Source organism: Mucilaginibacter sp. HD30, from assembly GCF_054061755.1.
This window is the reverse complement of the sequence record NZ_JBSSEO010000001.1, coordinates 1270052-1288370: the sequence shown is the minus strand read 5'-3', so window position 1 is coordinate 1288370 and position 18319 is coordinate 1270052. Positions and strand designations below refer to the sequence as shown.

Here is an 18319-nt window from a genome sequence, read left to right as displayed (position 1 = left end):
ATAGTTTAGTTTTAAAAGCAAGCTATTATCAGGTATGGAAAAATTTGAAATATCGGTCAAAACCGCGGATGGAACCCACCACTTTGAAATTAAGGACTATATGCACCACGATGGAGAAAGCTGCAAATATGAAGTATTTGAGAATGGGCAATTTATTGGCAGTTTTGAACCTGATGGTCATCACCATTTGCACATATGTAAAAATGCGGGGATACTTAAACCCGATGTGCTGCACACAATAGCAGAACAACTGGAACGGTATAACATTTAGCAGGTATTGTTATTTTTCAATTAGAACAGGCAGCAATTGTTTTTATTAAGGATTTTACATAAATTTAGTAATCCTTTCACTTTTAACGTAGCTGCCATGCCTAATCATCTTTCTACGCTGGGTATCATCCATACCGCTGTAAGTATTCTCGCCTTGTTCGCTGCCTTTTATTGTCTTTTTAAAGACGGCCGTATATTACCCTCAAATGATCGGGGAAAGTTGTACATAGTGCTTACTACCGTAACATGTTTAACTGCCTTCCCCATTATGAAAACTGGCCATTTTACAGGCGCACATGGCTTAGGCGTTTTTGTTTTGGTTTTAATACCACTGGGAATGTATGCTACTTACATCAGGTTTTTTGGCAAGGCTGCAGAATATTTTCGAACAGTTATTATGTCAACCACGCTTTTTCTCTCGTTTATACCTGCCATTGTTGAAACGCTAACCCGCCTGCCAATTAGCCACCCCATAGCTGCCGACCCTAATGATAATATTATAAAGACCGGTCTGTTAACCTTATTTTTATTATTTGTATTAGGGGTAGTGTATCAATTAAGAAAATTAAAACAAGCTCAAAAAACAGTAATTCCTGTTGACGGCGCTATGTCTTAGGTTAAAAACTATAATTTAACTTTTAATATTCATGAAAAGCAGTTTTTTGTCAGTTCTTTTTGGAATTTTATTAAAAGGCGCCGGAGTTGCCTATAGCCAAAGCGCCCCCGCTCCTGCCGTTGATGCAGCCTTAAAAATTCATCGCCAAAAAATTGATAGTCTTGATAATCAGTTATTAAAAATAATTGGGTTAAGGGAAAAAATTGTAAAGGAGGTAGGCATTTACAAAGCTCAAAATAATGTTCCTCCTTTACAGGCCGCACGCTTTCAGCAGATATTGGAGAAAAACATTGCACTTGGCAAGCAAATGGGCCTATCTGCGGAGTTTATTACTGAGTTAATGAACGCCATTCACAAAGAAAGTTTGCGAATTGAAGAGTCAGTAAAGGCGCATAATTAAGTTTTACCAGCGGCGTTTTTCTTCCGCTTCGCAAAAAAATTAAGATATATCGCTATGAGTAATGCGGCGGCAAAGCAAACCGCAGTTAAAACATCTATAAACTGAGTATTTACATTGGTACCGGTTAACTTATCTGCCCAGTATTTAATAAATGAGTTTGGCAAATTGCGCTCCCCTAATTTTTCTTTGATCTGCCATTGCCAGTCGGTAACGGGGCAATAACCTATACCGTACCAAATTCCTAAAATAAACCAGCATGCCGCTGTTATCATTATTCCAACAAAATGGGCAAGGCGGGTCTTTCGCCATATCCAGCCAAAAAGGTTAAACCCCACAATTAGCAAGTGGCAGATTGTAAGCAAAAAGTCGAGCAACCACAGGCCTGTCATAAAATAATATTAATCGAAATGAAGGTAAGATTTTTATGTAAATCATAACAGGTTATTCAAATTCTTACGCTATTTTAAAAATTGATTAGCTATTGCCGAGCGCTTTTTTTAAATTGGGGTCATGAAATTAACTGATATATTGATTCGATTAAAAGCTGGATACAAAGCTACTACCTTTGTTGCCGGCGTAGTGCTATGCAACAGCATGGCTATGGCACAAACACCCAATAAGGCCGTGATTGATGCTATAATGAAAGAAGGCACCCAAAACTCTCAACTGGAAAAGTTGGGGCACGAACTGATGGACGGTGTTGGCCCTCGCCTGATAGGAACACCTCAAATGAAAAACGCGCATGACTGGGCTGTAGCCAAATACGCTGGTTGGGGTATTTCTGCACGTAATGAGCAATGGGGAACCTGGCGGGGCTGGGAACGCGGCGTTTCGCATATAGATATGATTTCCCCGCGTGTAAAATCTTTAGAGGGTACACAATTGGCCTGGAGCCCGGGCATGGGTAAAAAAACCGCTACCGCACAAGTAGTGATATTGCCTGACTTGGCAGATTCTGTTGCTTTTAAAAATTGGCTGCCCACCGTTAAAGGAAAATTTGTTATGGTATCAGTTTGTCAGCCTACCGGGCGCGACGAAAACAATCTGAAAACTTTCGCACTACCATCAACCTACACAAAAATAAAAGCTACCAGAGACACGCTGGTAAAACAATGGGCGGCCCGCATAAAAAAAACAGGATTGACCGCACGCACGCTCCCGGTAGCTTTAGAAAAGGCTGGAGCGCTCGCAGTACTCACCAACAATTGGTCCAGCGGTTTTGGTGTGGATAAGATATTTGAGGCCTACACAAAAAAGATACCTACGGTAGACATCGGCATGGAAGACTATACGTTGGTTTATCGTTTAACCGAAGGTGGAAATCCACCCACATTAAAGATTCACACTGAATCAAAAGAATTAGGCGAAGTGCCAACATTCAATACTATTGCAGAAATAAAAGGGACTGAAAAGCCAAACGAATATGTGATGCTATCTGCACATTTTGATTCATGGGACGGCGGTACGGGAGCTACTGATAACGGCACCGGAACGTTAACCATGATGGAAGCTATGCGGATATTAAAAAAGGTATACCCTAACCCAAAACGCACCATATTGGTGGGTCATTGGAGCAGCGAAGAGCAGGGGCTTAACGGATCGCGCGCGTTTGTTGAAGATCATCCTGAAATTGTGGCTAATTTGCAAGCTCTGTTTAACCAGGATAATGGCACTGGCCGTGTAGTCAATCTTGCCGGCCAAGGCTTTGTTGAACCCAAAGATTATTTAACGCGCTGGCTGGCAGCTGCTCCTGATACAATTAAAAACGGGGTAAAAACCAGCTTCCCGGGGCAACCAGGCAGTGGTGGTTCAGACTTTGCTTCATTTGTAGCGGTGGGCGCGCCTGGTTTTTCAATAAGTTCGTTAAGCTGGGATTACAGCACGTATACCTGGCATACCAATCGGGATACTTACGACAAGATAATTTTCGACGACGTGCGTAACAACGCTTTGCTGGCGGCAATCCTTGCTTATATGGCAAGTGAAGACCCAGCTAAAACAATAAACACCAAAACCCCCGGAATAAAATGGCCCGCCCAAACTAAAGCAACAAGAAGAGGTGGGTTTTGATTGATGATATTATTTAAAACAATAAAGCCATCTTTTTAAAAAGGATGGCTTTATTGTTTTTATTTTGTGAAGAATCCTATCCACCATTAAAACAGTAGTTATGCTTAACGTAAGCGAATTATATATCTATCCTATAAAATCATTAGCCGGTGTAAAATTAAACCGCGCCGAGATAAGCGACCGTGGCTTTAAACATGATCGCAGGTGGATGCTTATTGACGAGCATAACCGCTTTATTTCACAAAGAGAAGTTGCTTTAATGGCACTATTTAAAGTGGAAATTGATGAAGACAGTTTGTTAGTTACATACAATAACACTTCAATATATGTACCATTTGTATTTGAAAATAAGGATATTATAAAAGTTACAATCTGGGACGACACATGCGAGGCGCTTCTGGTTGACGAGAAAATAGATCTGTGGTTTAGCGAGCATATGAATATGAACTGCCGACTTGCTTATATGCCTGACTCATCATTAAGAGTTATAGATGCAAGGTACGCGCCCGAGGGTTCCGTTACGTCTTTTGCTGATGTTTATCCTTTCCTGTTGATAAGTCAGGCATCACTTGATGATGTGAACAGTCGTCTGGAATTAACGATGTCGATGGACAGATTCAGACCGAATATTGTGATATCAGGTGGCGAACCCTACCAGGAAGACCTGATGAATGAATTCACTATTAACGATATTACTTTTTTTGGCGTTAAGTTGTGTGCCCGGTGTAATATTCCAACTATTGATCAGCAAACTGCAAAGAAGGGAAAAGAACCTTCAAAAACTATGGCCAGATATCGATTTAAAAACAATAAGATATATTTTGGTCAAAATTTAATCCATTCAGGCATCGGATTCATTTCCGTAGGTGCCGAGGTTAATGTGTTATCACAACATACCGAAGAACGGTTTTTTATCCCCAAGAAATAATTTATGAAACCAATTATTACTATTGAATATTGCCCCAAATGCCATTGGCTATTGCGCGCAGCTTATATGGCCCAGGAGCTGCTAACAACTTTTGAGGAGGATCTGCATGGTGTTACGCTAAAACCCAGCGAGATATCCGGAAGATACACTATCACCATAGATGATAAAACTCTGTTCGATAGAAAACGAGAGGGAAGGTTTCCTGAAATTAAAGAATTAAAACAGTTGGTACGGGATATTGTTCATCCCGGAAAAAGCCTTGGGCACTCGGATAAACCAACCGCCAAAGTATAGTAAATAGGTATTTTTTATTGATTTACAATTCTTTACTATATTTGTTGTTATTAACTGTAAAACATGCTGTCTAAAAAAACCAAATATGCCATTAAGGCATTAGTTATTCTTGGAAAACACATGGATCAGCCTCCTATGCAGATCTCAAAGATAGCAGAGCTTGAAAAGATCCCGAAGAAATTTCTTGAACAAATACTCCTTGATATGCGTAACGCTGGCTTTTTATATAGTAAAAAGGGCGCAGGCGGTGGTTACGCTTTAAATAAAGATCCTAAAGACATTTACCTGGTTAGCATTATGCGCATAACTGACGGGCCTATTGCTATGGTTCCGTGCGCAAGCCTTAACTTTTATCACCGTTGCGACGAATGCCATCAGGAAACAACCTGCGGTATTCGCGATGTTTTTATTGAAGTACGCGATGCGACGCTTAAAATACTTACCGAGACCAGCATTGCCGATGTGATAGCAAGGGAAGGCCATCTTATAATTTAAATCTCATTTTTAGGTAACACTGTCAAGTTTTTTAACCTAAATTCTACTACTTCCGTATAGTATGTATATCTTTGGGTAATAAATAAAGCGACAGAACTGCTGGTTTATCGATCGAAAAAAAGGTAAATTCGGTTAATACCATTTAATATACTTCTTAGGTTACCAAAAAGAGGTTTTTTTGAATATATAATTTATAACGCCCATGCAAAGCTTCAGAACAGAACTGGAGAATCCAATTGTTGAGAAGGATATCATTGACCTTGAAAAAAAGATACGTGCTTTTAGGGAAGGTAAGATACACGATGAGAAATTTAGAAGCCTGCGTTTGGCACGTGGAGTTTACGGACAGCGCCAGCCGGGCGTGCAAATGGTGCGTATTAAGTTACCGTTTGGAAAAGTAACCTTTAAACAATTGCTACGCATAGCTGATGTTTCAGACGAGTATGCGAGCAGAAATTTGCATTTAACCACACGCCAGGATATACAGATACACTATGTAAGCTTGGATAGAACGCCCCAACTTTGGGCAGATCTGGAAAAAGATGATGTTACCTTACGCGAAGCGTGCGGAAATACTGTACGGAATGTTACGGCCTCTCCTACTGCAGGCATTGATCCCAAAGAACTTTTCGATGTATCCCCCTATGCTCAGGGTGTTTTTGAATACTTGCTGCGCAACCCGGTAAATCAGGATATGCCGCGTAAATTCAAGATCGCTTTTTCAGCTTCAGAAGAGGACACCGCTTTTTCATTCGCACATGATCTTGGTTTTATTCCGAAAGTGAACGCCAACGGCGAACGAGGTTTTAAGGTAATGCTTGGAGGCGGATTAGGTGCTCAACCTATATTGGCATTTATTGTAGACGAGTTTTTACCTGAAGATCAGTTAGTTCCTTATATCGAATCAACGTTACGTGTATTTGATCGTTACGGCGAACGTAATAACCGCAACAAGGCCAGGTTTAAATACATTATACAAAAGCTTGGCATTGACGAGGTGTTACAGTTGATCAAGACAGAACGCACTGCCAACAAAGTAAAATCATATAAAATAGATACTAATAATGTACCTGTACCTACTTTGCCGCAGCCAATAGCATTTGGTGATGTAATGATAAGCAATCCGTTAGGTTACGAGCAATGGTTAGCAACCAATATATTTGAGCAAAAGCAAAAAGGTTTCTTTGGCGTGTACATCAAAGTATTAACCGGCGATATACCTACTGATAAGGCGCGCAAATTGGTTGCTTTATTACAGCCATTAGCAGGCGATGAGATACGTATCACACAAAATCAGGGTCTGTTGCTGAAGTATGTACGCCCGGAAGCTTTCCCTACCCTATACAACGGGCTGGCAGAGATTGGTATGGCAGCACCAGGTTTTGATAGCGTTGCTGATGTTACAACCTGCCCGGGCACAGATACCTGTAATTTAGGTATATCAAACAGCATGACGTTTGCACGTGTATTGGAAGACCTGATATATAACGAATACGAGGACCTGATATATAACCGCGATATTAAGATCAAAATAAGCGGCTGTATGAATTCATGCGGACAACATAGTATGGCGCATATTGGGTTTCACGGCAGTTCATTAAAGGCCGGGGCAAAAGTATTACCCTCAATGCAGGTTATGCTGGGTGGTGGAGTTGTTGGCGATGGCGTTGGCCGTGCCGGCGATAGAGTAATAAAGATCCCTGCCAAACGTGCTACCAATGTTTTAAGGATGTTGTTAGACGATTATAAAACCAATTCTATCGCGGACGAAGTTTTCCATAACTACTATGACAGGCAGGGTAAAGATTATTTTTACCAGATGTTAAAGCCACTGGCTGACTTGACCACCTTAACCGATGAAGATTTTGTTGATTGGGGTCACGTAGAAGATTACGAAAAGGCGATTGGCGTTGGTGAGTGCGCAGGTGTTGTGATTGACCTGGTAGCTACGTTGTTGTTTGAGAGTGATGAGAAAATGGAATGGGCAAATGAGTCGTTTAACGGCGGAGCATGGGCAGATGCAATTTATCATTCATATAATGTGTTCATCAACTCGGCTAAGGCCTTGTTGCTGGATAAAGGCATAAATAGCAGCACACAAGCCGGAATTATCCGCGAGTTTGATGCGCAATATATAAACACCGGCGAAATGCTATTAGATGGTAGTTTTAATGATCTGGTTTTAGAGATCAACAAAAATGAACCATCAGAAGAGTTTGCGGCGATGTATAAAGCCAAGGCGACAGTATTTCTTGAAGCAGTAAAAGTAAAAAGAGAGGCTGTATTGCAGTCGTAATTTATAATGACATCAGTTAGCGGCACCGGTAAAAGCTCTGTTGAGAATAAGGAAAACTTAGGGAATCAATTATTTCCGGTTTTTCTTAAACTGAATGAATTGCATACGGTGTTAGTTGGAGCGGGCAACGTTGGTTTGGAGAAGTTAACAGCTATTTTGATTAACAGCAACAGCGCAAAAATTACAGTTATAGCTCGTGAGGTTTCGCCCGATGTTTTCGGGTTGACTGAAAGCTATGCTGGAGTAACCATCCTTCAGAAATCATTTGAAGCAACTGATTTGGACGTAGCGGATATTGTTGTTGCCGCCACTGATGATAGCGAACTAAACAAGCAAATAAGACAAGCGGCAAAGGCACGTAAACTACTTATAAACGTTGCCGACAAACCCGAGCTGTGTGATTTCTATTTAGGATCAGTAGTCAAAAAAGGTGATCTTAAATTGGGGATCTCAACCAACGGAAAATCGCCGACAGTTGCCAAACGGATAAAGGAAGTATTAAACACTGCCCTACCTGACGAATTAGATACCACCTTGCAACAGTTAAATAATTTACGAAACACCCTTATCGGCGATTTTGCATACAAAGTGAAAGAACTGAACAGAATAACGGCTGTGTTGTCGGCTAAAGATAACGGTAACCAACAAGACACATCCTTGCCGGAAAGTACAACATAATAAAGACATTAATTTTTGAGAGATTTATAACGATGGATCTGTTTAGCGACGAAGTAAAATCATTAACCAACGGCCTTAATCCGGTTGAAGCATTAACAGCACTGGCTAACCGCTTTCCGGGTAAGGTTATTTTTTCTACCAGTTTTGGCTGGGAAGATCAGGTTATCTCTCATATGATATTTGAAAACAACCTGGACATAAAGGTTTTCACTTTAGAAACCGGCAGATTGTTCCCGGAAACTTATTATGTGTGGAACCGCACAATGGAAAAATACGGCAAAACTATACATGCTTATTATCCTCAACATGAATTGGTTGAGCAGATGGTTACCACTAAAGGCCCTAGCAGCTTTTACGAGTCTGTAGAGAACAGAAAAGAATGCTGCTACATCCGTAAAATAGAACCGCTTAAACGTGCTTTACAGGGCAACGATGTTTGGATAACCGGCATACGGGCAGAGCAATCAGCCAACAGGCAGTTTATGGACAATGTTGAGTGGGACGAATCGAACGACCTTGTTAAATATCACCCCATATTTAGCTGGAGCCTGGACAGTGTAAAAGAATACATACGTCAGTACAATATCCCTTATAACCCGCTTCACGATAAAGGCTTTCCAAGCATAGGCTGTATGCCTTGCACACGTGCCGTTGCAGAAGGCGAAGATTTCCGTGCCGGACGCTGGTGGTGGGAAGATCAATCTAAAAAAGAGTGCGGCCTGCACGAGGTGGCAAAACAAGACTAATTACCACGCTTTCTTAACGTAAATTTCTTCTATTCATCTTGTTGCGGCGTCATACGGCATACTTTTTTTCTGTGTAACAATTGCGTTTACGCAAACGTGTGAGGTGATTGTTGTTTGTTAATTGCAAGGCAATTAGTTACTTTTAGCATAACCGATTATACACTATGCAGAAAGACAAATCTAACCTATCCGGCAGGCGGGAGTTCCTTGCCGGCGTTGGCGTACTGGCGGGTGCGTCAATAATTACCGGCTTACCCGGTATCAGCTTTGCTAAGAATTTTGGGGCGACCCCTGCTACTTTCACAGTGAAGCAGGTGATAGACATCGCCCTTAGCGAAACGCCTGGTGCACCCCTGGCCAGAACAGTAGATCAAATACGAGCGGGCAGTGTAGACCAAGAGGTTACCGGCATTGTAACTACTACCTTCCCTACTATTGATGTTATCAACAAGGCTATTAAAGCGGGTGCTAATATGATCATTAGTCATGAGGCAGCGTTTTACAACAATGATGATAACCTTGCCCGCGTAAAGGACGACGACATTATCAAATACAAAACCGAATTGCTTGAAAAGAATAAGATAGCCATATGGCGTTTTCACGATAGCTGGCATGCCCAAAAGCCCGATGGTATAACCTGGGGAACTTTGGTTAAGTTAGGTTGGGAAAAATACTACAATCCGGCCACACCGAAGATTATAACGCTGCCTACCCCTATCACTTTACAACAGGCCGTTACGCTTACCAAGACAAAGTTGGGCGCTCCGCAGGTACGTGTTATAGGCGATCTGAAAAAGCCTGTTAAAACCGTTTATCTCGCTTTAGGTTCGGCAGTGAGCGCTGAATTGATACCGCTTATACAGAGTGAGAAGCCCGACCTGATATTAAGCGGCGAATCTCGCGAGTGGGAAGTTGGGCTGCGCGTGCAGGATGCTGCTTATATGGGCAAAAACACCAAGCTTATTGTACTGGGCCACGCCATAAGCGAAGAAGCTGGCATGGAATACGCAGCCAACTGGCTGGCGCCGAAGGTACAGGGACTTAAAGTGACCCACTTTGCCGCCGGCACTCCTTTTAAATACGTTTAACGTTTTACATTACTCAAATGGAAATCACCACTTACTATATAGAACCAAATGCTCCTGCCACTTTCACGGTGCAGGACGTAATAAAACTGGCCCTAAGCGAAAATGAGCGGGTATCTGAACGCACAGTCGACAAGATACGCTCTGGTAGTCCAGACCAGGTGGTTACCGGCATTGTTACTACTATGTTCCCAACGCTGGATGTTATTAACAAGACCGCCCAGGCCGGTGCCAATATGATAATAGCGCACGAAACTCCTTATTTTAACCAGGCTGACGAGACCGAGTGGCTTAAAGACGATGAGGTTTATAAATACAAAAGGGAATTGTTAGATAAGTATAAAATAGCCATATGGCGCTTTCACGACCACTGGCACAGCCACCGCCCCGACGGTATTATCTATGGCTGTTTGTTAAAAATGGGCTGGGAGAAATTCTATAAAAATGATGACCGCCAGCTGCTTACCTTGCCCCAACCCGAAAAGCTAAGTTCAATCGTAGCAAGATTAAAAAAAGCGCTGGATATCCCTTCTATACGCCTGGTGGGTAATATGGACGCCGAGATTAAAACCGTATACTTTTGCCTGGGCTTCACCGGCATTGGCAACATATCAACGCTCAAACCCGACCTGGTTATAAACGGCGAGACCCGCGAAACCGAAAACACTGAGCAAATACGCGATGGTTTAAGTATTGGGCAAAAAACCAACCTGTTAACCCTGAGCCACTCTGTAAGTGAGGAGCCGGGCATGGTTTATTGCGCCCAGTGGTTAGCGCCAAAAGTACCTGGTGTTAAAGTAACCAGCATACCCAGCGGTACGCCTTTTCAGTATTTGTAAGTTAATCTTAAGGCACGAAGACCCTATTTTTACAGGCAATGTACGAGTGTTGCAAAAAATACGCGTTACCCTGCAACAAAAATATATTTAATTGACTATTAGGTGGTTAACTTTTTATAGTTCACTACTTAATAGTCAGAAAAAATAGCTGTGAGTTAGGCGTAAATTTTTGATTATGAAAGTGTTGTAAAAGTACATATTTAGCTGTTTTTTGCCATTTTTTGCAACAGAATAACAACACATTAGCAACATGGGAGGCATTGTTGTGCCAGCCTATAGATCCGCAATCTATTTACTATCCTCTGTCGTCATCACGAGCGCAGCCTGGTGATTTCCTGTGGAGATTCCCAGCGGACCGAGGATATGGCTCAGCTTAAAGAGATATCCACACATCGCTCTTTATAACGTGTAATCGCACTACAGCGAACGTTCTCCGTGCGATTGCTTCTGACCTGCTAATGACAATTAAATCATGGACACCTTAACCTACTTAAACACCTCTGCCCCAACCCCACTATTCACCTTCACCTCTTTCACCTCAAAATCTACCGGCTGGCCCATTAGACTGGTGCTTACTTTATAAGGCACTTTAATCCCCGCCGGTGTGTCGCGGTAATCGGTCCACTCGGTTATGCTGGCGCCCTCAACATCGGTGTATTGCCTTACCTTTAAGCCTGTTTTCTGATCAAAATAAGCTTTAACCACTGTGCCGCCAGGATAGGCGATATTTACCAGATAAGCCAGGTCTTTACCTACCACCTGCATTGCCGGATCAAGCGTTACACTGTAACCGGGTTTATCAAATTGCAATTCGGGAAAAAATGAATAGCGCGCTTTTACCTGTTCGGCTGTAGCATTGTCAACAGGGTATTCTTTTCCTGTCTGGCTTACCTTCAAGCTATCGCGGTTGTTGGCAATTTGCAGCACGGGCGCATTATTATAAGCAGGTACCGTTACATTATAAACATATTGGGCAGGCGCATTATAAATGCTTACCAGTTTTAAGGCAGCGCCTTGTAAGCTTCCTTCGGCGGTAATACTTATGTCTTTCAGCGCTTTAACCTTTTCTGTACCACCAACGGCATCCAAATATTTTTTTATTACGGCGGCAGCGGTAACTCCGGCTTCAACTGTTTGTCCGCTAAAATAGTTGTTGTTGGTGTTGATGTCGGGTAAAGTGTGTTCCGGATCTATAGTAACCATTTTAAGCTTGGCGGTTGACGGATATAAAAACGTCCAGATGCCGCCGCGCTGCCAAATTTCTGCCGGCAGATTTATAGTACCCGTCTTACCATTATCCTCAACTACTTCAATCGTTACGGGCAGGGCCATTTCTTCAGCGTTTTCAATCGTTATCAACGCTCCTTTTTTAGGATCTTCTTCCACATAATCTATTTGCCGCACCGCCTGATCCAATTTCCATGTCGTTAAAAACCACTCGTTCCAAAACCAGCTCAAGTCCTCGCCTGCGGCGTTATCCATCGTATGGAAAAAATCCCAGGGTGTAGGGTGCTTAAAGGCCCAGCGCTTTATGTATGTATTAAAGGCGTAATCGAAGCGTTTCTCACCTAATATCTGTTCGCGTAAGATGGTAAGGCCCAAAGCAGGTTTATTGTACGCGGCATTGCCTAAGTAACTCTCCTGTATCACATCAGGTAAACTCATAATAGGCTCTGCCTCTTCGCCGAACATACCCGGAGCTTGTTTCTGAACATCTTCCTTTTCAAAATATTCTCCCTTATTAAACTGTTTGGTATCTAAATTATTAATAAAGGTGTTAAAGCCTTCGTCCATCCAGGCATACTTGCGCTCGTTAGAACCAACTATCATCGGGAACCAGTTATGCCCAAACTCATGGTTGGTTACGTTCCACAACGAGCTTCCTAAGCTCCCGGCGCCGCAAAACACAATGCCCGGGTACTCCATACCGCCTACAACGCCAGCTACATTGGTAGCAACCGGGTAACTATATTCAAACCATCTTTTTGATGACTGCTCTATGGTGGCCTTTACATATTCGGTAGACCGGCCCCAACTCTCCTGCTTACCATTCTCCGCCGGGTAAACAGATTGCGCCAAAGCTTTTCTTCCGCTTGGCAGATTAATCCGTGCCGCATCCCATACAAAAGCCTTTGATGCTGCCCAGGCCACATCGCGGGCGTTTTTGCATACAAAGTGCCAGGTAAGGTTAGATTTAGCAAGGCCGAACTTAGCGCCGCTGTTAATATCTGCCTCGCTGCGTATCATCAGCGTTTTGTCGCTGCCTTTTGCAGCGTTTAGTTTAGCAATAGTGACTGGTGTATAAACCTCGGCCGGATTAACCAACTCGCCTGATCCGACTACCAGCATGTTGCCCGGTGCGGTTATGGTATAGTCAAAATCGCCATACTCCAGGTAAAACTCTCCGGCCCCTAAATAGGGCAGGGTGTTCCAACCGCTTACATCGTCATAAACTTCCATGCGCGGGTACCACTGCGCAACCTCGTAAAGCCAGCCGTTAACAGTTTCCATGCGGCCCATCCTATCTGTACCGTACTCGGGTATTTCAAAAGCGTAATCAATTTTTATCTGGATCTTCGCGCCGGTAGGTTTTAGTGCCGATGCCAGTTTTATCTGCATACGGGTATCGGTAACTATATAATCAACTTTCGTAACCTTGCCGTCTGCAATAATGCTTACGGCCTTAATTTCGTCGCCCTGAGTATAAGTTCGGTTAGCAAATCTGCCACCATTAACATTACTTGTTTCCTGCGCGCGCGAATCCTCGCGGAAAATATTCTGATCCAGCTGCAACCATAAAAATGGCAAAGCATCGGGGCTGTTATTGGTGTAGGTTATTAACGCACTACCGCTGACGCGATTTTTAGCCGTATCCAGCGTAATGTTCAAATTATAATCGGCGCGGTTTTGCCAGTATTTAACGCCGGGTGCGCCACCCGCGGTGCGATACTCGTTTGCCTTATCAGGATAAAACAAAGGTTTAAAAACCTGATGCTGATCGTACTTTGGTGCTGCCGGTGCAGGGGTTTGGGCATTTGCTGCAAAAGTGGGCGCGGTAAGCGTTATGGCTAAAAGGATTTTGTTAAACTTCATATTGTGGACTATTTGTCTGAACTATTATTTGAACCAGGATTCGTGGGATTAAAAGACTACAGGATTAACTTTTATACCGGTATAATATTATGCTAAATATTGCAATTTAATATCAAGGTTCCATTTTCTAATAGACAAATTCACCAATTTCTATGATCTTTAAATTATATAAATCCTACAAATCGTAGTTTAAAATCATTATATATTATCTGTAATAGACGCAGAATAATATTACGTGTAACAGTGTTTATACACTTTGGCCTATCTTAGCACTGTTTATTCGCCTTTAAATGGATGATTTTTTAGCCGCCCGTTCACAAATGGCCCTGTCGCTGGGCTTCCACATCATCTACTCGTGCATCGGGATGGTGATGCCTGTTTTTATGGCAATTGCGCATTACAAATACATTAAAACAGGCAACATAGTTTATAAAAACATTACCCAGGCCTGGAGCAAAGGCGTGGCTATCTTCTTCGCAACCGGTGCCGTATCCGGTACTATGCTATCTTTTGAGTTGGGCCTTTTATGGCCCAAATTTATGCTGCACGCGGGGCCTATATTCGGTATGCCCTTCTCTTTAGAGGGTGTAGCGTTTTTTATTGAAGCAATAGCTTTAGGTTTCTTTTTATACGGATGGAACAAGTTTAATAAATGGTTTCACTGGCTTACGGGTGTATTGGTTGGCGTAAGCGGGATACTATCCGGCATATTAGTGGTATCTGCCAATGCGTGGATGAATAGTCCGTCGGGTTTCGATTACAAGGACGGCAAATACACCAATATAGACCCTATAAAAGCCATGTTCAATGGCGCCTGGTTCAGCGAGTCGCTGCACATGACGATTGCAGCCTTTGCGGCAACAGGCTTTGCGGTTGCGGGTATACACGCGCTAATGATCTACCGTAAACAAAACATATCTTTCCATACGCGGGCTTTTAAAATTGCTATTGTGTTTGGCGCTGTTGCCGCGCTGTTACAACCTATAAGCGGCGATATATCTGCCAAGCATGCTGCAAAACGTCAGCCTGCTAAACTGGCCGCTATGGAAGCCTATTTTCATACACAGGAATACGCGCCCCTTGTTATTGGCGGTATACCAGATACTGCTACTAAGAAGGTAAACTATGGTATTGAAATACCCGGTATGCTTAGTTTTTTGGTGCATGATGATTTTAAAACAGCGGTTAAGGGTTTAGACCAGATCCCTGTTAATGAGCAGCCGCCGGTAGCAATTACCCACTATGCCTTCCAGATAATGGTGGGTTTAGGAATGATAATGATGGCGATGGGTATCACCTACCTGTTTGCCATTTGGAAAAAGCATAATTGGCTGTTTAAGCCCTGGTTTTTAAGGTTATTTATCTTTGCTACACCATTGGGATTTATCGCGCTTGAGGCCGGATGGACAGTGACAGAAGTTGGCCGCCAACCCTGGATAATTCAGGATATAATGCGCACTGCCGACGCGGTTACACCAATGCCCGGCATTCAGTATTCGTTTTACCTGTTCACCTTTATTTATTTTACCTTAAGCGTGGCGGTAATTGTATTACTGCAAAGGCAAATAAAAATGGTGCCGGTGGTGTATGACGTGAAGGAATGAGTGAATTAGCGAATGGGTGATTGGGTGAACTATTGATTGGCTTTAAAGATTGACGATTAAAGATTAGTAAATAAATACAAAACAACTATGGTATGGGCCATCGACTATGGACTAAACAACCCCATGATCTATGAACCATCAACCATAAACTAAAAAAGATGCTAACTATTGTAATCCTTTTTCTGTGTCTCGCTATCCTGCTATACTTTTTGTTGGGCGGGGCCGATTTTGGCGCGGGTATAATTGAGCTGTTTACGTCCGAGGCTAACAGGCAGCGTACGCGCTCTACCAGTTACCAGGCTATCGGCCCGGTTTGGGAGGCTAACCACATGTGGTTAATTATTGCAGTGGTAATTTTGTTTGTTGGCTTTCCCGAGATCTACAGTGCCATGTGTACCTATCTGCATATACCAATTTTAGCTATGCTTATGGGTATTATTGCACGCGGTACAGCCTTTACTTTTAGGCACTACGATGCTATTAAAGGTTATCGTACCCAAACGCTTTATAACAGGATCTTTGTTTACTCCAGCTTTTTAACGCCACTGTTTTTAGGCATTATCGCCGGAAGTGCGTTATCGCGAAAAATAGATCCCGGCGCAACCAATTTTGCCGACGCGTATGTTTTTAGCTGGTTAAACTGGTTCTCAGTAGCCGTGGGTTTATTTACCGTTGCGCTCTGCGGATTCCTGGCCGCCATTTATTTAATAGGCGAGGCTGAAGATGATTTTGACATAAAGCGCTTCATTAAAAAGGCCAAAGTGCTAAACATAGTGGCGTTCTTCTGTGGCGGATTGGTGTTCCTTGCCGCAGAAACAAACGATATCCGCATGGCTAAATGGATCTTTGGAAACCCGGTTAGTTTAACGGCGGTTATCCTGGCGTCAATTTCTCTCGTGTTGCTGTGGGTCAGCATTAATAAGGGTAAAAAAAACATTGTTCGTGTTTACGCAGCATTTCAAGTAAGCATGATATTGCTATCCGTGGGCTTTACACACTACCCCTCTTTTATCACAGTAAAAAACGGCGAACATTTATCATTGCTATCCAATCACGCACCTGCCGGCACTATCAATACACTGGGCGGTGCCTTACTAATTGGCAGTCTGTTTATTCTTCCCGCTTTGGGCTACCTGTTTTACAGCTTCCGCGGCCATACAGACCACGATTGACCACCTGGATAACACCGGTAGCTAACCGGCCATAACTGTCGTTATATTACGGCAATTATTTAATCGTTTCCTGGCCGGAACCTTCTGCAATTATAGTCGCAGCAGTTTTAGGCGCATCGCAGGCAAAACCAAAAAGACATCTATCCTTTATCATTACAGCAACCTCGGCCGGGACATATTCTTCCCAACCTGCTGCGCCCTGCTTTATCATTTGAAGCACCTTGTCGGTTTGCACATTAAGGTTGCTCTCTTTGTAATGTCTTATATCTTCTATTTTATTGTTGGCTATAAGGTAGCGATACAAGTCTATCAAATGCGGAGGCGGATAAAACCGAAGGCAGTTGTATATAACACCATCGCGCAAAGTGGGATAAATAAACAATTTTACCTTACGACTGAACAATGTAGCAAACGACTCCAATATCCCGCCTTGCAGGTCCTGGTAGTGCTCCTCAGCAAAAATATACTCCAGGTTAGGATAACCTAATACAACGCCCAATTTAAGCTTGGTTATTTTAGATAAGTAGGCCACCAATTTATAGTACTCATGAAAATTGGATATCATAACGGTTTGCCCAAGCGAGCAAAGTATATCAACCCTATCCAAAAAATCTTTTTCATCAATTTCTGCCAGCGGATCGGCATCACGTTCTTTTAGCGACTGCAGCGTAAGTTCGGCAACTACCATCACATTATCTTTATCAACATCGGCTTCCTGCATAAACTGCTTTACACCAGTATTAAGCATGTCCAGGTGGACATTAATAACCGGCCTGAAACGCCCCCTGATAACTACTGCATGTTTTTTATACAGCGCTTCTGATGGTTGCATGTTTTTACCATCCGCGCCAAATACTGCCGCATCAGAAAAACCATATTTTACCAAATGAAGACTCATTAACCGGTTATCTACCTTAACAAAATCAGGCCCCTCAAAACGGATCATGTCAATCTGAATCCGATCAGGCGAGAGGTCATCCATAAGAGATAACAGGAACAATGGCGGATTTTCGTGATAATAAAAACAGGCGTAAAGCAAGTTTACACCCAAAACACCAACCGCTTGCTGCTGCAAATTATTATCATTATCCAATAATTTTACGTGCATTATAACATCATTAGAAGGACCATTAGGTTTCAATTGAAATCTAAGACCCATCCATCCATGCCCCTCATTGGTTTTGTGATAATTAAGAGCCGATATTGTATCGCATAAGGCAAAGAAGGTAGTGTTATCACCACGTTGCGCTGCCAATCGCTCAACAATTAAACCATATTCGTGCTGCAGCATGGCCATTAAACGCGGCTCACTGACATACCTGCGCACTTTCTGAGTGCCGTATATGGCATCAGAAACCACCATATCATAAGCCGACATAGTTTTAGCTATGGTACCAGAAGAGGCCCCTGCTTTAAAAAAATTAGCCGCAACATCCTGTCCCGCCCCTATTTCGGCAAATGACCCGTATATGCGCGAGTCTAAATTTACAGCCAGGGCTTTTTGTTTGGTTCCGAGGTCTTTGTTGTAACTAACAGCCATATTTTCAGGGGTTTTTAAAGAATGCCGTTAACGTATCTTCTTTTAGATGAATATAAAAATACGATTTTTTTAATATTGAACAGCCTAAATTAAAAAAAACGCAAAGAAATAAATCCTTTTATATAATAAAGGCACTAACCATAAAATTGTTTTTATGTGCCGTAATGCCGCGTGTTTCATTTGATATGCAAAG

General features: G+C 42.6%; 17 protein-coding genes. 14 read left to right on the top strand and 3 right to left on the bottom strand.

What is annotated here, in order from left to right; genetic code table 11:
* The first annotated feature begins 34 nt into the window (after nt 1-34).
* The 3 genes from ACVW2L_RS06265 to ACVW2L_RS06255 all read left to right on the top strand — a co-directional run bounded on the left by ACVW2L_RS06265 (nt 35) and on the right by ACVW2L_RS06255 (nt 1286).
* Nucleotides 35-271, top strand: a complete 237-nt coding sequence (locus tag ACVW2L_RS06265) for a hypothetical protein (RefSeq protein WP_457127108.1) — start codon at nt 35-37, stop codon at nt 269-271.
* 96 nt (nt 272-367) lie between these two features.
* On the top strand, nt 368-886 hold the full coding sequence (locus ACVW2L_RS06260) for a hypothetical protein (protein ID WP_457127107.1): 519 nt from the start codon (nt 368-370) through the stop codon (nt 884-886).
* A gap of 31 nt (nt 887-917) precedes the next feature.
* The gene (locus tag ACVW2L_RS06255) at nt 918-1286 is read left to right on the top strand and encodes a chorismate mutase (protein WP_457127106.1); all 369 of its coding nucleotides are present in this window, start codon (nt 918-920) and stop codon (nt 1284-1286) included.
* On the opposite strand, the gene ACVW2L_RS06250 is transcribed toward ACVW2L_RS06255, so the two are convergent.
* Complete coding sequence (locus ACVW2L_RS06250; RefSeq protein WP_457127105.1) at nt 1283-1675, bottom strand: DUF2784 domain-containing protein; 393 nt, start codon at nt 1673-1675, stop codon at nt 1283-1285. The two genes, ACVW2L_RS06255 and ACVW2L_RS06250, sit on opposite strands and share 4 nt — an antisense overlap.
* A 121-nt stretch (nt 1676-1796) precedes the next feature.
* On the opposite strand from ACVW2L_RS06250, the gene ACVW2L_RS06245 reads away from it, so the two are divergent.
* From ACVW2L_RS06245 to ACVW2L_RS06205, 9 genes are all read left to right on the top strand, one after another.
* The gene (locus ACVW2L_RS06245; RefSeq protein WP_457127104.1) at nt 1797-3356 is read left to right on the top strand and encodes a M20/M25/M40 family metallo-hydrolase; all 1560 of its coding nucleotides are present in this window, start codon (nt 1797-1799) and stop codon (nt 3354-3356) included.
* Between the two features lie 100 nt (nt 3357-3456).
* Nucleotides 3457-4284, top strand: coding sequence for an MOSC domain-containing protein (locus ACVW2L_RS06240; protein WP_457127103.1), 828 nt, complete (start codon nt 3457-3459; stop codon nt 4282-4284).
* A 3-nt stretch (nt 4285-4287) separates the two neighbouring features.
* Nucleotides 4288-4578, top strand: a complete 291-nt coding sequence (locus tag ACVW2L_RS06235) for a SelT/SelW/SelH family protein (RefSeq protein ID WP_457127102.1) — start codon at nt 4288-4290, stop codon at nt 4576-4578.
* Between the two features lie 63 nt (nt 4579-4641).
* Nucleotides 4642-5073, top strand: coding sequence for an RrF2 family transcriptional regulator (locus ACVW2L_RS06230; protein WP_457127101.1), 432 nt, complete (start codon nt 4642-4644; stop codon nt 5071-5073).
* A 202-nt stretch (nt 5074-5275) separates the two neighbouring features.
* On the top strand, nt 5276-7369 hold the full coding sequence (locus ACVW2L_RS06225) for a nitrite reductase (protein ID WP_457127100.1): 2094 nt from the start codon (nt 5276-5278) through the stop codon (nt 7367-7369).
* A gap of 6 nt (nt 7370-7375) precedes the next feature.
* Nucleotides 7376-8047 carry a precorrin-2 dehydrogenase/sirohydrochlorin ferrochelatase family protein gene (locus ACVW2L_RS06220; RefSeq protein WP_457127099.1) on the top strand — a complete coding sequence of 224 codons (672 nt, stop codon included), beginning with the start codon at nt 7376-7378 and terminating at the stop codon, nt 8045-8047.
* A gap of 32 nt (nt 8048-8079) precedes the next feature.
* Entirely contained in the window at nt 8080-8793 is a 714-nt protein-coding gene (locus ACVW2L_RS06215) for a phosphoadenylyl-sulfate reductase (protein ID WP_457127098.1), read from the top strand.
* A gap of 164 nt (nt 8794-8957) precedes the next feature.
* Nucleotides 8958-9881 carry a Nif3-like dinuclear metal center hexameric protein gene (locus ACVW2L_RS06210; RefSeq protein WP_457127097.1) on the top strand — a complete coding sequence of 308 codons (924 nt, stop codon included), beginning with the start codon at nt 8958-8960 and terminating at the stop codon, nt 9879-9881.
* A 17-nt stretch (nt 9882-9898) separates the two neighbouring features.
* Nucleotides 9899-10717, top strand: a complete 819-nt coding sequence (locus ACVW2L_RS06205) for a Nif3-like dinuclear metal center hexameric protein (protein WP_457127096.1) — start codon at nt 9899-9901, stop codon at nt 10715-10717.
* 486 nt (nt 10718-11203) lie between these two features.
* On the opposite strand, the gene ACVW2L_RS06200 is transcribed toward ACVW2L_RS06205, so the two are convergent.
* A complete protein-coding gene (locus ACVW2L_RS06200; protein ID WP_457127095.1) occupies nt 11204-13810 on the bottom strand; it encodes a M1 family metallopeptidase in 2607 nt (868 codons plus the stop codon).
* Between the two features lie 290 nt (nt 13811-14100).
* On the opposite strand from ACVW2L_RS06200, the gene ACVW2L_RS06195 reads away from it, so the two are divergent.
* The gene (locus tag ACVW2L_RS06195) at nt 14101-15414 is read left to right on the top strand and encodes a cytochrome ubiquinol oxidase subunit I (RefSeq protein ID WP_457127094.1); all 1314 of its coding nucleotides are present in this window, start codon (nt 14101-14103) and stop codon (nt 15412-15414) included.
* Between the two features lie 158 nt (nt 15415-15572).
* Complete coding sequence (locus ACVW2L_RS06190; RefSeq protein WP_457127093.1) at nt 15573-16586, top strand: cytochrome d ubiquinol oxidase subunit II; 1014 nt, start codon at nt 15573-15575, stop codon at nt 16584-16586.
* Between the two features lie 55 nt (nt 16587-16641).
* On the opposite strand, the gene ACVW2L_RS06185 is transcribed toward ACVW2L_RS06190, so the two are convergent.
* Nucleotides 16642-18126 (bottom strand): TonB-dependent receptor, encoded by a 1485-nt coding sequence (locus ACVW2L_RS06185; RefSeq protein ID WP_457127092.1) that lies wholly within the window; start codon nt 18124-18126, stop codon nt 16642-16644.
* Between the last annotated feature and the right edge of the window lie 193 nt (nt 18127-18319).

Coding starts and splice junctions, on each gene's coding strand:
- ACVW2L_RS06265 (WP_457127108.1), top strand. CDS start 35: ATGGAAAAATTTGAAATATCGGTCAAAACCGCGGATGGAACCCACCAC.
- ACVW2L_RS06260 (WP_457127107.1), top strand. CDS start 368: ATGCCTAATCATCTTTCTACGCTGGGTATCATCCATACCGCTGTAAGT.
- ACVW2L_RS06255 (WP_457127106.1), top strand. CDS start 918: ATGAAAAGCAGTTTTTTGTCAGTTCTTTTTGGAATTTTATTAAAAGGC.
- ACVW2L_RS06250 (WP_457127105.1), bottom strand. CDS start 1,675: ATGACAGGCCTGTGGTTGCTCGACTTTTTGCTTACAATCTGCCACTTG.
- ACVW2L_RS06245 (WP_457127104.1), top strand. CDS start 1,797: ATGAAATTAACTGATATATTGATTCGATTAAAAGCTGGATACAAAGCT.
- ACVW2L_RS06240 (WP_457127103.1), top strand. CDS start 3,457: ATGCTTAACGTAAGCGAATTATATATCTATCCTATAAAATCATTAGCC.
- ACVW2L_RS06235 (WP_457127102.1), top strand. CDS start 4,288: ATGAAACCAATTATTACTATTGAATATTGCCCCAAATGCCATTGGCTA.
- ACVW2L_RS06230 (WP_457127101.1), top strand. CDS start 4,642: ATGCTGTCTAAAAAAACCAAATATGCCATTAAGGCATTAGTTATTCTT.
- ACVW2L_RS06225 (WP_457127100.1), top strand. CDS start 5,276: ATGCAAAGCTTCAGAACAGAACTGGAGAATCCAATTGTTGAGAAGGAT.
- ACVW2L_RS06220 (WP_457127099.1), top strand. CDS start 7,376: ATGACATCAGTTAGCGGCACCGGTAAAAGCTCTGTTGAGAATAAGGAA.
- ACVW2L_RS06215 (WP_457127098.1), top strand. CDS start 8,080: ATGGATCTGTTTAGCGACGAAGTAAAATCATTAACCAACGGCCTTAAT.
- ACVW2L_RS06210 (WP_457127097.1), top strand. CDS start 8,958: ATGCAGAAAGACAAATCTAACCTATCCGGCAGGCGGGAGTTCCTTGCC.
- ACVW2L_RS06205 (WP_457127096.1), top strand. CDS start 9,899: ATGGAAATCACCACTTACTATATAGAACCAAATGCTCCTGCCACTTTC.
- ACVW2L_RS06200 (WP_457127095.1), bottom strand. CDS start 13,810: ATGAAGTTTAACAAAATCCTTTTAGCCATAACGCTTACCGCGCCCACT.
- ACVW2L_RS06195 (WP_457127094.1), top strand. CDS start 14,101: ATGGATGATTTTTTAGCCGCCCGTTCACAAATGGCCCTGTCGCTGGGC.
- ACVW2L_RS06190 (WP_457127093.1), top strand. CDS start 15,573: ATGCTAACTATTGTAATCCTTTTTCTGTGTCTCGCTATCCTGCTATAC.
- ACVW2L_RS06185 (WP_457127092.1), bottom strand. CDS start 18,126: ATGGCTGTTAGTTACAACAAAGACCTCGGAACCAAACAAAAAGCCCTG.